The organism is Bittarella sp. HCP28S3_D9 (assembly GCF_052065655.1).
GTDB lineage: Bacteria > Bacillota > Clostridia > Oscillospirales > Ruminococcaceae > Bittarella > Bittarella massiliensis.
In genome coordinates this window covers 160,954-174,335 of the sequence record NZ_JBQHTP010000002.1, presented here as the reverse complement: position 1 = coordinate 174,335, position 13,382 = coordinate 160,954, and the positions used below count along the sequence as shown (strand labels likewise).

The following is a 13,382-nucleotide window of genomic DNA, read 5'->3' as shown; positions in this document are numbered from 1 at the left end:
AGGTGTCTGGGCGCATTTGTCTTTTTTTAAACAGGGGCCGTTTCCCCCGCCGCCCTCCCGGCGGCCCGGCTTTTCAGCGCCCCGGGGCAGAGCCGGCAGTAGTGAAAGAGAAACTGCTGGGCCAGCCCCTCGTATCCCCGCAGGTAGCGGGGAAAGCCTTTGGGAAAGAGTTGGGCCATGGCCCGCTTCATCCAGACGTCCATGGGCACCACCTCCCACCGCCCCAGCCCGTAGAGGAGGGCGCAGTCGGCCACCTTGGGCCCCACCCCCCTGATTTGGCAGAGGGCGGCCCGGGCCTCCTCCAGGGGCAGGGCGGCCACCGCGTCCAAATCGAGCCGGCCTGTGGCCACCTGCCGGGCCGCGTCCAAAATGTACTTGGCCCGAAAGCCCGCGCGGATAGGGGCCAGCTCCTCTAAGGTGCAGCGGGCCAGCCGCTCGGCGGTGGGGAAGGTGTGGAGCACGGTCCTCGGCGCGTCGGGGTGGGTCAGGGGCTGCCCCAGCAGGGCGGTGAGGGCGCGGACGATTTTTTGAATGCGGGGGATGTTGTTGTTCTGGGAGAGGATGAAAGAGCAGAGGGCCTCCCACGGATCCTGCCGCAGCAGGCGGATGCCCGGGGCAAAGGCCACCGCCCGGCGCAGCACCGGGTTGCGGCAGAGCAGCTCTCTGGCCGCCCGGTAGTCCCGCTCCCAGTCGAAGTAGGAGAGGATCGCCCCCTCTTCCCCGGGGCGCAGTCCGGTGAAGACGACGGCGTCCCCCTCCTCTCTGGCGCGGCAGAAGGTGTTCCCCACCACCCCCTGCCACCAGCCCTCTCCGTCCTGCCACCAGCCAAAGCACTGGCCGCACTGCAGGGTGCCCTCCAGGGAGAAGGGCGGTTCTCCACCCTCCCCGGTGAGGAGGAGGCGATCCCCCTGCCTGCGGGCGGTGAGCCCAGCGGGCGAGGGGAGGAGCAATTCGGTGGACATACAAAAGGCACCTCTTTTCTAAAAAGCGGAAAATGAAGGGTGAAGGCCGGGGGCTTGCAGGGGCTGATTTCCCCCTTTTTTCGCCGTTTGCAGGGGGGGCGAAAAAGGGCTTTCCACCGCCCCCGGGCGGCCCTCTGCGGGGCGGCCCGGGCGGGGGAAAAAGGCCGGCAGGCGCCCGGCGCTGTCCCCACTATACCAGAAAAAGGGGTGTTGGAAAACGGAAAATCCCACCGCCGGAGAGAAGAAAATCCGAGTGAATTGGTGGGGTTTAGACAAATTGCACGAAATGCCAGCCGAGAACCACCCCGAAAAACAGCGAAAAAACGGGGTCTTTCCCCCTTGCATTTTGGGGCGATGCAGGCATTGAAATTGCCGCGAAGTTTACATAATATTCACATTCCACCGGGGTGCAGGAGGTTGCAAATCCCGGTATTCCACCGTTTCAACCTGTTTTCCACAGAGAGATTCCACACTTTCCACAGGGTTTTCCACTGAAATTATGGAAACCTTCAGCAAATACCACCGGTATAATTCCCGAGGGGTGCATAAATCCCCCGCCGATTTGGCAAACCTAAAGGTGAGAAATGGGCAGAAGGGAGAGATGCCGGGTGGTGCGCGGTGTGAGCAAGCGGGTGGTGGAGATCGTCGGCCAAAAAGAGGACTGTTTTGAGCGGGCCATCGTCATTGTGAGGGGAGAGGCGGACGGCCTGGGCGCCGCTCAGCTGCGGCAGCGGGCCACGGGTGCCCTCTCCGGCCTGGTGAGTTACCGGCGGACGGCGCTCTGGCGGGATTGGCTGCTTGTCGGCCTGCGCTACCTGGGGGCCTTTTTGGCCGGGGCAGGGGCCTGCTATTGGCTGATCCACTGACCGAAGCGGCGGGAGGGTGAAGGGACGCCCTCCCCTTTTTTGTCTCCCAAAGGGCGCGGCGCCGCCCCGCCATCCCGCCGAAAGCGCCCCCTTTTGGCAGGGCGGGCCCGCGGCGGGGGGAGCCGCCGATCGGCCGGGCGCGGCGGACCCGGGACGGGAGGGGCGCAAGCCCCTCTTTTTTGTCGCACAGGGGCGAAAAAGGCCGCAAAAAATTGAAAGGGGGCGGCCCTCTGTGCTATACTGGTACAGATAGTGAGCCGGCGGCAACAGGGCCGGAACGCCGAACGCCAAACAGAGAGACCGCGGTCCCGGCCAACGCCGGGCCGCGAGGGATAGAGAAGCGGGAGAATGAGCGATGTACGATGAATTGGTAGCCGGGCGCAACGCCGTGTACGAGGCGCTCTGCGGCAGCCGGGGGGTGGACTGTGTCTACCTGCAGCGGGGGGCCCGCCCTAAGGGGGTGGCCAAGATCCTGGCCGCCTGCAAGGAGAAGGGGGTCCCCTTCAAAGAGGTGGAGAGGGAGAAGCTCGACGAGATGGCGGGGGAGGTGCCCCACCAGGGGGTGGCGGCCACGGTCGCGCCCATCGCCTACCGCTCCATCGAGGAAATCTTGGAGATCGCCCAGTCACGGGGAGAGGCCCCCTTTGTGGTGCTCTGCGACGGGATTTTAGACCCCCACAACCTGGGGGCCATCATCCGCACCGCCGAGTGCGCCGGCGCCCACGGGGTCATCCTCCCCAAGCGGCGCAGCGCCCCCCTGTCGGCGGCGGTCTACAAGACCTCGGCCGGGGCCTGCGAACACCTGGCCATCTGCCGGGTGGGGAACCTGGTGCAGGCCATTGAGAGCCTCAAAAAAGCCGGGCTCTGGCTCTACTGCGCCGACATGGACGGCCAGAACTGCCGGGACACCGATTTTGCCGGCGGGGTCGGCGTGGTGGTCGGCAGCGAGGGCGAGGGGGTCTCCAAACTGGTGAAGGAGCGGTGCGACGTCACCGTCAGCCTCCCCCTGCGGGGGAAGATCACCTCCCTCAACGCCTCGGTGGCTGCGGGGATCGTCCTGTACGAGGTGGCAAACCAGCGGCTGGCCGCCGAGAGGGGAAGGGGGAAGGAACGTGGATAAAAACCGCAAGTACGACACGCTGACCAAAAACGCCCTGGTGGACGAGATCCTCAAACAGGTGCGGGCCAAGCGGGAGCCGGAGGCCTCATCCTCCACCCCTGCGCCCACGCTGCCCCGCCCGGGCGGGGAGAAGCGCCCCTCGGCCGCCGAGCTGGTCAAAGAGGTGCAGGCCGAGCGGAGCGCTGCCCCCGACCCCCTGCAGGCCGCGTGGGAGAGCCGCCACGCCTCCACCGAGACGGAGCGGGAGACCGCCGCCCCGCGGAAGCCGGCCCCCCTGCCGGAAGAGCAGGCCCCCACCCCGGGCGGGGAGAGCGCCGCCGTCCCCGAGGGGGAGACGGTGGCCCACCGGGAGATCCACCCCTTCTCCGCCCTGCCCCACCGGGAGAGCGCGGTGGACGAGGCCCAGCGCATCAAAAAGGTGGCCAGCTTTTTCAGCGGGGAGGAGACCCCCGAGTCCATCGTCCCCGAGATCGAGGGCCTGCCCCTGGAGCGGGAGCGCCGCCCCAAGAAGAAGCGGTTTTCCTGGGGCCGCGCCGCCCGGGAGGAGACCGCCCCCCCGGCGCCGCCCGAACCGGCCGCTCCCTCCGCCCCGGCGAATGAAGAGGAGCCGCCGCGGGAGCCGGTTCCCACCCCCGCGCCCGCGGGGGGAGAGGCTGCCCCCACCCCCCAGGCGGGGCCGATCGCCCCTGCCGAAGGCGAGGAAAAATCGACTCCTGTCCCGGCTGCCCCCACTCCGGCGGAGGGCGAAGGAGAGGGAGAAGAGAGAGAAAAGGCGGCCCCTGCGCCCGAACGGCCGGAGCGCCGCCCGGCCAGCGAGACCGACGTCTTTCGCGCCATCCGCGAGCCGGTGCCGCTGAACGTCTCCGGCCAGGAGGAGATCTTTGTCGAGCGCAGCGAGAAGCGCGCCCGGGAACTGGCGGCGGAGGCCCCCTCCGGCACCTTTGACATCAGCGAGCGGATGGACCGGGAGATGCGCCAGGCGGTGGCCGAGGCCGAGAGCCTGGACACCCGGGAGCTGCTGCGCCGGGCGCGGGCGCCCAAGGTGTCCCAGTTCACCATCGAGCACGGGGCCATCGGCGACGCCGAGGCCTTTACCGGGGAGGAGGAGTCGGCCTACACCCAGGCCGAGGACGAGGAGGACTTCCTCACCGACAAGGACGAGCACACCGCCCTGGAGAAGCTGATCTCCCTCAAGGGGAAGCTGAAGATGCGCATGGGCATCACCTTCGCCCTCTTCCTGCTGCTGTGCTACCACAACCTGGTGCCGGTCTTTGGGCTGCCGGTGCCCGCCTTCCTCTCCCCCGGGGAGGGGCCCTACCTCTACCTGGGACTCAACTTGCTGCTGCTGTTGGCGGGGGTGTTCTGCTGCACCTCCACCGTGGTCAACGGCTTTCTCTACACCTTTACCCTCAAGGGGGACAATGACTCCCTGGTGGGGCTGGCCTTCTTCGGCTGCCTGGTGCAGGCGGCGGTCCTCTTTGCCAACCCCGGCTATCTCAAGAGCCCCGACGTCTTTCTCTACTCGTCGGTGGCCATGTTCTCCCTCTTTTGCAACTGCATGGGCAAACTCAACATGGTGCACCGGGTGCTGCGCAACTACCGCTTCATCGCCTCGGACAGCGACAAGTACACCACCGAGATGGTGGAGCCGGCCTCCCTGGCGGAAAACATCGTCAAGGACCTGGCCATCCGCGAGCCGGTGCTCTGCTACCGCAAGCGCAGCCAGGTGCTCGACGGCTTTGTCTCCCACAGCTTTTCCGAAGACCCCTCCGACCGCTGGGCGCGGGTGGCGTCGGGCATCTGCCTGGTGCTCTCCCTGGCGGTGGGCTGCGGCCTCTACTTCTTCAAGCAGGACCTGGTGGGGGCGGCGGGGGCCTTCTCCCTGCTGCTTTGCCTGTCGGCCCCCTTCTCTTTGATGTTTGCCTTCAACGTCCCCTTCAGCCGCACCTGCAAGACCCTCAACCGCTACGGCGGGGTGCTGGCGGGCTACTCGGCGGTGGAGCGGCTGTACGACCTCAACGGGCTGGTGGTCAGCGACACCGACCTCTTCCCCCGGGGGAGCGTGCTGCTGCACGGCATCAAGACCTTCGGCGGGGAGCGGATCGACGAGGCCATCCTCAAGGCGGCCAGCGTCCTCTGCGCCGGGGAGTCCGACCTGAAGCCGGTGTTTATGAAGGTGATCGAAAACCGCACCGACATCCTGCTGCCCTACGACAGCTTTGCCTACGAAAACGCCATGGGCTACTCCTGCTGGATCGAGAACAAGCGGGTGCTGGTGGGCAACCGGGAGCTGATGCGCAACCACGGCATCGACCTGCCCTCGGCCGACTACGAGGCCAAGTACCGCAAGGAGGGGGAGCGGGAGCTGCTCTACCTGGCCACCTCGGGCGAGTTGACGGCCATGTTCGTCCTCAGCTACACCCCCAACGAGCAGGTGGGCCAGCTGCTGTCCCGGCTGGACAAGACCGGCGCCCTGATTGCGGTGAAGACCGGCGACCCGGGGCTGACGGTATCCCGCATCTCCGAGACCTACGGCCTGCCGGAGGACATGTTCACCCTGGTGCACAGCCACACCGCCGCCCAGCTGGACGCCCTGCACGACGACCGGCCGGGGGACTGCGGGCTGACCACCATGGGCTCCTTCCTCTCCTTTGCCCAGGGCATCCTCTGCGCCCTGGGGGCCAAGAGCGGGGTGCTGGCGGCCCTGGTGGTGCAGTTTGTGGGGCTGGGACTGGGGGTGGCCCTGGCGGCCCTCTTCGCCCTCACCGGCGGCGCCGGACAGCTGAGCACCGCGGTGGTGCTGGGCTACCAGTTTATCTGGCTGGTGCTGACCGTGGCCCTGCCCGCCCTGAAAAAACAGTGACCTCTGCGGCAAAAAGCCGCGATGCAATAAAAAGAGAGAGGGCGGCTTCCCCCAAACGAGAAGCCGCCCTCTCTCTTTGTCTGCACGGGCAGGCGGAGCGGTCTATTTGAGCCCGGCTTTTTGCAGGGTCTCGTCGCTCTGGGCGTCGATCCAGGCCTGCAGCCGCTGCTCGGCCCGGGGACAGTGGTACTCGTCGATGACCAGGTCGCCCTTCTGGTCCTTGTAATAGGTGAAGGAAATCTCGTCGCCGGTGCGGATACAGGCGCTGGGCTCATAGTCGCTGGCGGGAAAGATGCGGTAGGTGTCGGCGGTGCCCTCTGGCAGGCGGATGGAGTAGGCCCAATAGTAGGTTTTGTAGGCAACCCCCTCGCCGCCCAGATAGTCGCTGGAACCATAGTTGCCGGTGACGACCCCCTCGGCCTGGTGGAGTTCCCGCCCTTCCCAAGCCCGGTCGAGAGTCATCTTTTCGCCGTTTTTGGTGTAGTCGTAGCCGTTGCAAATGAGGTCGACGGGGTCCTCCCCCGGAAAGACGGACACCGAAATCCCTCGGTTTTCATCCAGAACAACGGGCTTTTCTATGAAAGTGTACCAAATCCAGTCCATGATGAGGGGGCGCAGGGCAATCCCCACCACCAGGACGAGGACGCAGATGAAAAAGATGAGCCCCTTTTTGTTTTTCACGGCAGTTACCCCCTTTTGAGCCCGGCTTTTTGCAGGGTCTCGTCACTCTGGGCGTCTGTCCAGGCCTGCAACCGCTGCTCGGCCCGGGGACAGTGGTATTCGTCAATGACCAGGTCGCCCTTCTGGTCCTTGTAATAGGTGAAGGAAATCTCGTCGCCGGTGCGGATACAGGCGTTGGGCTCATAGTCGCTGGCGGGAAAGATGCGATAGGTGTCGGCGGTGCCCTCAGGCAGGCGGATGGAGTAGGCCCAGAAGTAGGTTTTGTAGGCGACCCCCTCGGCCTGGTGGAGTTCCCGCCCTTCCCAGGCCCGGTCGAGAGTCATCTTTTCGCCGTTTTTGGTGTAGTCGTAGCCGTTGCAAATGAGGTCGACGGAGTGCTCTCCCGGAAAGACGGACACTGCGACCCCTCGGTTTTCATCCAGAACAACGGGCTTTTCTATAAAAGTGTACCAAATCCAGTCCATGATGAGGGGGCGCAGGGCGACCCCACCACCAGGACGAGAATGCAGATGAGAAAGATGAGGCCCTTTTTGTTTTCACGGCAGTTTTCCTTCTTTTATCAGTATAACAGGGGGATAGCAGAAAAGATATGGAATATCTGCACATTCCAGCTCTTTTTGAACTATTAAAAACTACAAATTGATATTATTTTATATAATATGATTGATTTTTTCTTCAAAAGGACTATGCTGGGTACAGGGAGATAATTCCGTTGGACGGAGAGATTGGACGGTAGCTGGCGTTCTGCCGCTTTTATCTGGGAGAGGCAATCAGGGCGCCAGGTGGCTTGGGGTGCAGGTGTCTGCAGTGGTGGCGCTTCCCGCCTTTTCGCCCCGCCGACAGTGCGAGCGCCCATGGGGAGCGGCTGAAAAGTGCTCTTTGCCGATGCCCGCCATTGGGGAGGTCCAAAATGGTTTGACCTCACAGATCAGTTCGGTGGGTGGGCCGCAGGGAGTAGCCTTTGACGTGCTCGCTCCATTTCCGGGGGGATGCTGTTTGGACGGGCTGCCAATCTCTGCCATTGGCGGAAAGCGTTGCGTTGGCACCGACAGCCGAAGGGGTTGGGGGTGCCTGTTGTCCCTGACGAGTAGAAAGCAAATGAGAGGGGAGGCGCTGCTTTGGCGGCGCCTCTCTGTTTTGAAAGGGGATGGGCCTGGTGAAGAGGCTGGTTTGTTTGACGGTGCAGCGGTTTCGCAAGAAATCCCTGCTCTTTGCGGTGATCCTCTCCCTGGCGGCAGCCCACTTTCAGTGCCTGTCCTACCTTGGCGGGCCGTTTTCAAAATACGTGGTGGAAGCGGTCAACCCATCGATAGTCAATACCATGACACTGAGCTACTCCCTGGTGCCCTTTCTCTTCTGCCTCTTCATCGGGTATGAATTGAGCGAGGGGATCCGCGCCGAAAATCTGCAGGAGGTCTGGGGGACCAGCAGAAACGGCCTGGGGCGGGTGGTATTGGCCCATCTGCTGGTGCTGGCGGGCTTTGCCTTCCTGCTGACCCTGCAGTACGGGGGGTACAACCTCTACGCCTGCCTGCGCTATCAGGGGGCCACGGCGGGGTACGGGCTCAACCTGCTGGGCGCGCACCTGCTCTACCTCTTCCTGCCCTGCTTTGCGGCCTGTCTCATGGGAACGGTTCTGGCCCTTTTTGCCGGGCGCTACACTGCCTACGGGGTGATGGTGCTCGTCGGCTACCTCTCCTCCAGCCTTTTTGCCGAACTGCTGGAGGCGGTCAATGTCTTCGGAGGGAGGGCTGCCGAGCGGCTGCTGACCCTCTTCACCCTGCCCTTCCAGAGTCGGTCGCTCTTGGACGAGGACTACGGCTTTGGCCTGGAGGGGTACCGGTTTTTCCGGGTCGCCTTCTGGCTCCTGTTGCTGGCGGGCCTTCTCTGGCTGGGCTGCCGGATGCGGCGGCGCTGGCCCGCGCTGCTGTGCGAGGGGCTGGCAGTCCTCTGCGTCGGGGGCTTCTTTTTCCGCGGGTCGGCCTTGGTGCGGGAAGAAGGCCCGGACAGGACATCGGATGTGCTCTATTTTTACTACAGCGAAAATCCTGTCCGAGACCAGCCGGCGGACTTCGCCGTTCGCTCCTGTGACCTGAAGCTGAAAATCGCCGACCGGCTCAAGGGGACGGCCGTCCTTGCGGTGGAGAAAAACGAGGTGGGGGCGGACTGCCGCTTCACCCTCTACCACGGCTACAAGCTCACCTCCCTCACCGACGGGGCGGGCGACCCCCTGGATTACAAGCGGGAGGGCGACTACCTGACGGTCTACCCTCCTGCGGGGGAGCGGTTGGAGGAGCTGGTCTTTCAGTACAGGGGCGAGGGTGGGCTCTCCTACTCCAACCGGCAGGCGGTCTTTCTGCCAGCGGGGTTTGGCTACTACCCCCTGGAGGGGTGGGTACCCCTGTATGAAGAGAACGAGGTGCCCTTTGCCGCCGTGGGGGCGGAGAAGGACTTCACCTTACAGGTGTCGGCCTCCTGCCCGCTGGAAGTCTCCCTTCCCCCGGCGGAGAAGGGCTATGCCGGGCGCACCCAGGGGGTGACTCTGCTGGGTGGACTGGTGACCCGCGGGGACTGCGGGGGGATGGAGCTGGTGAGCGCCTCCCTCTCCCACCGCATGGGGAACATCTTCTGGGACGAGTACCAGAGCCGGCTGGACGCGGCCGCCCAGCTGGGGTTTGACTTCTCCGACAAGCTAAAGGACAAACCGGTCTTTCTCACCGACCAGTCCGACTGGGCGAACTACACCCCCTTTGTGGAGTTCTCCGACCACTACCTCTGCCGTGTCCCGCCCATGCGGTGGGTGGCGGACGAATTCGTCCACCAGGCGCTGGCGGACGCGCCGGAGAAGGAGAAGGTGGCGCAGACGGCCATCTTACTGCTGGACGAGCGCACCCGCAAGGCGTTCGAGGTCAACTGTGTGGGAGCGGGGCTGCCGGAGCCGATGCTGGGGGTCATCGACCTGGACAGGTGCGGCGGCTGGACGGTGGTGCAGCCCTTTGGCGAGGCGGTGTTCCGCCTGGGGGAGGAGCCGGTGATCGCCCAGGTGAAAGCCTACCTGGCCGACGGGACCGACACCCGCACCGCCCTGGAATTTTTGAATGACCTGCGCAGGGGGGCGGAGGGATGAGCCGATTGTGTTACTGGAAGATGCGGGGGATGGGCTGGTGGTACCTGCCGCCGCTGATCGCCCTCTGGCTGGTGCTGCCGGGGATGCTGGCCATCTGGTACCATCATGACCCGCTTCTGGCCGCCACCAGCTACCTTCGCCTCTGCGAGCAGGTGATCCCCCTCTTTTCAGTCTGGTGGCTGGTGATGGCCCGCAAGGAGGAGCTCACCGGCGACGGGCGGGAGCTGCTCTACATCTACGGGGGCTACCGGGGTCGGCTGGGGCCGGTCCTCTTCACCCTGGTCTGGTACCTCCTCCACGCGGCCCTGCCGGTGGCGGCGGGGGTCTGGCTGCTGCCGGAGATGGGGGCGGAGCACCTGGCCAAGACCGGGGCGCAGGTCCTCTTTGTCTGGGGGCTCTGCCTGCTGCTGATGGAGCTCCTGCGCTCCCTGGCGGTGCCGCTGCTCCTCTGCGCGGCCTACTGCTTTGGCGCCTATCTGCTGGAGCGGGAGGTCATGGAGCAGACGACCATCTTTTTCGACGTGCACACCGGCCCCACCTTCTGGCCCAAGTGCGGGGCCATTGCGGCGGCGGGGCTGCTGCTGGCGGCCCTGGGGTGCTGGGGCCTGCGGCGGATGCGGGAGTGAAGGGGCCTTAGAGAGGGCGCAGGCAGCCTTTCAGCAGCCTCTCCCCCTCCAAAAGCGGGGGAGAAGAGCCCCCAAAGACGAGTGAAGAAAAGCCGGGCGGATCCGCCCGGCTTCCTCTTTTTCCCTGTAAAACCGCTATTTTACCCCCCTGCCGTTCACAGAACGTTAAAATTGCAGTCACAATTGTAAACTATACTGCCAATTGCAGGGGTGATTCCCTCTGTTCGCTTTAGTATTGCACAATTTCGTGAAATATCTTCCCGTTTTATATTGCACAAATACCAAAAGCTGTGTACAATATAGATAATATGGTTTGGCAATACTGGCATTTTCCACAATGGAGGTGGCCGGGTCCCCCGCCCCAAGCGGGGTCCTTTTGCCGCCAGGGCCATGCACCTTCGGAAAAGAGAGGAATCGCACTATGTCTAACAGATTATTTCAGGGCATCATCCACCAGATGAAAGACACGGTGGACCGGGTCATCGGTGTGATCGATGACAAGGGGAACGTCATCTCCTGCAGCGAGCTGACCAAGATCGGCGACGTGTTTGAGGGCTGCAATCTGCAAAATGCCAATTTGAAGGAGTGCTTTGTCAAAGAGGGCTATACCTTCAAGCCCTTTGGCACCAACGAAAAGGGCGACTACGCCGTCTTCGTGGCCGGAATCGACGACATCTCCGCCAGCTATGCGGGGCTTTTGACGGTGGCGCTGACGAGCATCAAGCAGTACCACGACGAGAAGTACGACCGCAACAACTTCATCAAAAACGTCATCCTGGACAACATCCTGCCCGGCGACGTCTACGTGAAGGCGCGGGAGCTGCACTTTGGCACCGACGCCCACCGCATCGTGCTGTTGGTGCGCACCGTGGGCAAGACCGAGGTCTCGGCCTACGACGTGATCGTCAACCTCTTCCCCGACAAGCAGAAGGACTTCATCTTTAACATCTCCGAGACCGACACCGTCATCGTCAAGGAGATCCACCCCGACATCGAGACCAAGGACATCGAGAAGCTGGCCCGCAGCATTGTGGACACCCTCTCCAGCGAGTTCTACATCCGCTCCTTTGTGGGCATCGGCACCGTGGTCACCGGCATCAAAGACCTGGCCCGCTCTTTTAAAGAGGCCCAGGTGGCGCTGGAGGTCTCCAAGGTGTTCGACGCCGAGAAGACCATCGTCTCCTTTGACAAGCTGGGCATCGCCCGGCTGATCTACCAGCTGCCCACCACCGTCTGCGAGATGTTCCTCAAAGAGGTGTTCCAAAAGGGCTCCATCGACCAACTGGACCAGGAGACCCTCTTCACCATTCAGCGGTTTTTCGAGAACAACCTCAACGTGTCCGAGACCTCGCGGGGGCTGTTTGTCCACCGCAACACCCTGGTCTACCGGCTGGAAAAAATCAAAAAACTCACCGGGCTGGACCTGCGGGAATTCGATCACGCCATTGTATTCAAGGTGGCCTTGATGGTCAAGAAATATCTGAACTCCAACCCTGTGAAATACTGATATTGAGGCAGTTTTTACATGATTGAATTCAAAAATGTGTCCAAGGTGTACCCCAACGGCACCTACGGGCTCAAGGACGTGAGCGTCCGCATCGACGACGGGGAGTTTGTCTTTGTCCTGGGTGCGTCCGGCGCGGGCAAGTCCACCTTTTTAAAACTCATTATGCACGAGGAGAAGGTGACCTCCGGCGAGCTGGTGGTCAACGGCTTCTCCCTGGCCGGGCTCAAGCAGCGGGAAGTGCCCAAGCTGCGCCGGTCCATGGGCATCGTCTTTCAGGACTTTCGCCTGATCCCCTCGATGAACGTCTACGACAACGTGGCCTTTGCCCTGCGGGTGACCGACACCCCCTACCGGGAGATCCGCAAGCGGGTCCCCTTTGTGCTGGATCTGGTGGGGCTCATCCACAAGGCAAAGAACATGCCCAACGAGCTCTCCGGCGGGGAGCAGCAGCGGGTGGCGCTGGCCCGGGCCCTGGTCAACAAGCCGGCCCTCATCATCGCCGACGAGCCCACCGGCAACATCGACCCCGAGATGTCCATGGAGATCGTGGACATGCTCGACTCCATCAACAAGGTGGGCACCACCATTTTGATGGTCACCCACGAGCACGAACTCATTCGCCGGTACGACCACCGGGTCATCACCATTGAGGGCGGTTCGATTTTGAGCGACCGGCCGGATTGGAGGGATGCGCGGTGAAGGGAAGCGGAACGGGATACTTAGTCAAAACCGGAGTCAAGAGCATCTGGCAGAACAAGCTGATGAGTCTGGCCTCCATCGCCGTGCTCAGCGCCTGCCTGATGATTTTGGGGGTCGCGGCCCTCTTTTCGGTCAACATGGGCGAGGCCCTGGCCTATGTGGAGAGCCAAAACGAGATCGTGGTCTTTATCGCCGAGGAGGCCACCGACGAGGAGCGGGCCGATTTGGAGGCGCTGGTGGCCAGTACCGGCAACATCGAGAGCTACCAGTACATCTCCAAGGAGGACGCCCTCAAAGAGACCAAGGAGGAGTTCGGCCCCGATTCGGCCCTGCTGGACGGGCTGGAGGAAGACAACCCCCTCCCCGCCTCCTACCGCATCAAGCTGCAAAACCTCGACTACATGTACGACACCGTCTCCACCTTCCAAAAGGCCCCCGGGGTCGAGACGGTCAGCTATCCCCAGGACGTGGCGGAGACCATCGTCTCGCTGAAGAACATGGTCAGCATCTTTGGCATCGCCATCATCGCCGTCTTTGTGGCGGTGTCCCTGGTCATCATCTCCAACACCATCCGCCTGACGGTGTTCGCCCGCCGGCGGGAGATCAACATCATGAAGTACGTGGGGGCCACCAACGGCTTCATCCGGCTGCCCTTTGTGGTGGAGGGGATGTTCATTGGCCTGCTGGCCGCCCTCATCGCCTACTTTGCCGTCTGGGGCGGGTACCAGGGGATCATGAACATGATCATGGGCACCACCTCCCAGTTCTTGCAGTCCATGGCCGACAGCCTCATCCCCTTTGGCGAGATCTGGTACTGGGTGCTGGCCGGCTTTGCCCTCACGGGGATGGGGACCGGCGCCCTGGGCAGCGTGCTCTCCATCCGCAAACACCTAAAAGTCTGATTGTTTTTTGAATGAAGGAGGTCTTTCCC

11 protein-coding genes are annotated in these 13,382 nt (G+C 63.2%); 8 read left to right on the top strand and 3 right to left on the bottom strand.

Features of this window, described 5'->3' with window-relative positions; translation table 11 throughout:
- Window positions 1–26: 26 nt before the first annotated feature.
- The gene (locus ACTNAU_RS02245; protein ID WP_441097420.1) at window positions 27–962 is read right to left on the bottom strand and encodes a DNA-3-methyladenine glycosylase family protein; all 936 of its coding nucleotides are present in this window, start codon (window positions 960–962) and stop codon (window positions 27–29) included.
- A 608-nt stretch (window positions 963–1,570) separates the two neighbouring features.
- Here ACTNAU_RS02245 and ACTNAU_RS02240 point away from each other — a divergent pair.
- The 3 genes from ACTNAU_RS02240 to ACTNAU_RS02230 all read left to right on the top strand — a co-directional run bounded on the left by ACTNAU_RS02240 (window position 1,571) and on the right by ACTNAU_RS02230 (window position 5,811).
- A complete protein-coding gene (locus ACTNAU_RS02240; RefSeq protein ID WP_044992675.1) occupies window positions 1,571–1,828 on the top strand; it encodes a hypothetical protein in 258 nt (85 codons plus the stop codon).
- Window positions 1,829–2,183: 355 nt separating this feature from the next.
- Entirely contained in the window at window positions 2,184–2,948 is a 765-nt protein-coding gene (rlmB, locus tag ACTNAU_RS02235; protein WP_441097419.1) for a 23S rRNA (guanosine(2251)-2'-O)-methyltransferase RlmB, read from the top strand.
- Window positions 2,941–5,811, top strand: a complete 2,871-nt coding sequence (locus ACTNAU_RS02230; RefSeq protein WP_441097418.1) for a hypothetical protein — start codon at window positions 2,941–2,943, stop codon at window positions 5,809–5,811. The genes rlmB and ACTNAU_RS02230 overlap by 8 nt, the downstream gene beginning before the upstream one ends.
- 102 nt (window positions 5,812–5,913) lie before the next feature.
- Here ACTNAU_RS02230 and ACTNAU_RS02225 read toward each other — a convergent pair whose 3' ends face one another.
- Both ACTNAU_RS02225 and ACTNAU_RS02220 read right to left on the bottom strand, forming a co-directional pair.
- On the bottom strand, window positions 5,914–6,492 hold the full coding sequence (locus ACTNAU_RS02225) for a hypothetical protein (RefSeq protein ID WP_256135156.1): 579 nt from the start codon (window positions 6,490–6,492) through the stop codon (window positions 5,914–5,916).
- A gap of 5 nt (window positions 6,493–6,497) precedes the next feature.
- Entirely contained in the window at window positions 6,498–6,890 is a 393-nt protein-coding gene (locus ACTNAU_RS02220) for a hypothetical protein (RefSeq protein WP_441097417.1), read from the bottom strand.
- A gap of 758 nt (window positions 6,891–7,648) precedes the next feature.
- Between ACTNAU_RS02220 and ACTNAU_RS02215 the strand changes: the two genes are divergently transcribed.
- The 5 genes from ACTNAU_RS02215 to ftsX all read left to right on the top strand — a co-directional run bounded on the left by ACTNAU_RS02215 (window position 7,649) and on the right by ftsX (window position 13,353).
- Complete coding sequence (locus tag ACTNAU_RS02215; RefSeq protein WP_441097416.1) at window positions 7,649–9,619, top strand: hypothetical protein; 1,971 nt, start codon at window positions 7,649–7,651, stop codon at window positions 9,617–9,619.
- Window positions 9,616–10,245, top strand: a complete 630-nt coding sequence (locus ACTNAU_RS02210; RefSeq protein ID WP_441097415.1) for a hypothetical protein — start codon at window positions 9,616–9,618, stop codon at window positions 10,243–10,245. The genes ACTNAU_RS02215 and ACTNAU_RS02210 overlap by 4 nt, the downstream gene beginning before the upstream one ends.
- A gap of 421 nt (window positions 10,246–10,666) precedes the next feature.
- Complete coding sequence (locus ACTNAU_RS02205; RefSeq protein ID WP_021660332.1) at window positions 10,667–11,752, top strand: PucR family transcriptional regulator; 1,086 nt, start codon at window positions 10,667–10,669, stop codon at window positions 11,750–11,752.
- Between the two features lie 18 nt (window positions 11,753–11,770).
- The gene (gene ftsE, locus ACTNAU_RS02200) at window positions 11,771–12,451 is read left to right on the top strand and encodes a cell division ATP-binding protein FtsE (RefSeq protein WP_185916359.1); all 681 of its coding nucleotides are present in this window, start codon (window positions 11,771–11,773) and stop codon (window positions 12,449–12,451) included.
- The gene (gene ftsX, locus ACTNAU_RS02195) at window positions 12,448–13,353 is read left to right on the top strand and encodes a permease-like cell division protein FtsX (RefSeq protein ID WP_216401946.1); all 906 of its coding nucleotides are present in this window, start codon (window positions 12,448–12,450) and stop codon (window positions 13,351–13,353) included. The genes ftsE and ftsX overlap by 4 nt, the downstream gene beginning before the upstream one ends.
- The last annotated feature ends 29 nt before the right edge of the window (window positions 13,354–13,382 follow it).

What these genes read in the sequence shown, in the direction of transcription:
- ACTNAU_RS02245 (WP_441097420.1), bottom strand. Translation starts at nt 962, where the DNA reads ATGTCCACCGAATTGCTCCTCCCCTCGCCCGCTGGGCTCACCGCCCGC.
- rlmB (WP_441097419.1), top strand. Translation starts at nt 2,184, where the DNA reads ATGTACGATGAATTGGTAGCCGGGCGCAACGCCGTGTACGAGGCGCTC.
- ACTNAU_RS02210 (WP_441097415.1), top strand. Translation starts at nt 9,616, where the DNA reads ATGAGCCGATTGTGTTACTGGAAGATGCGGGGGATGGGCTGGTGGTAC.
- ACTNAU_RS02205 (WP_021660332.1), top strand. Translation starts at nt 10,667, where the DNA reads ATGTCTAACAGATTATTTCAGGGCATCATCCACCAGATGAAAGACACG.
- ftsE (WP_185916359.1), top strand. Translation starts at nt 11,771, where the DNA reads ATGATTGAATTCAAAAATGTGTCCAAGGTGTACCCCAACGGCACCTAC.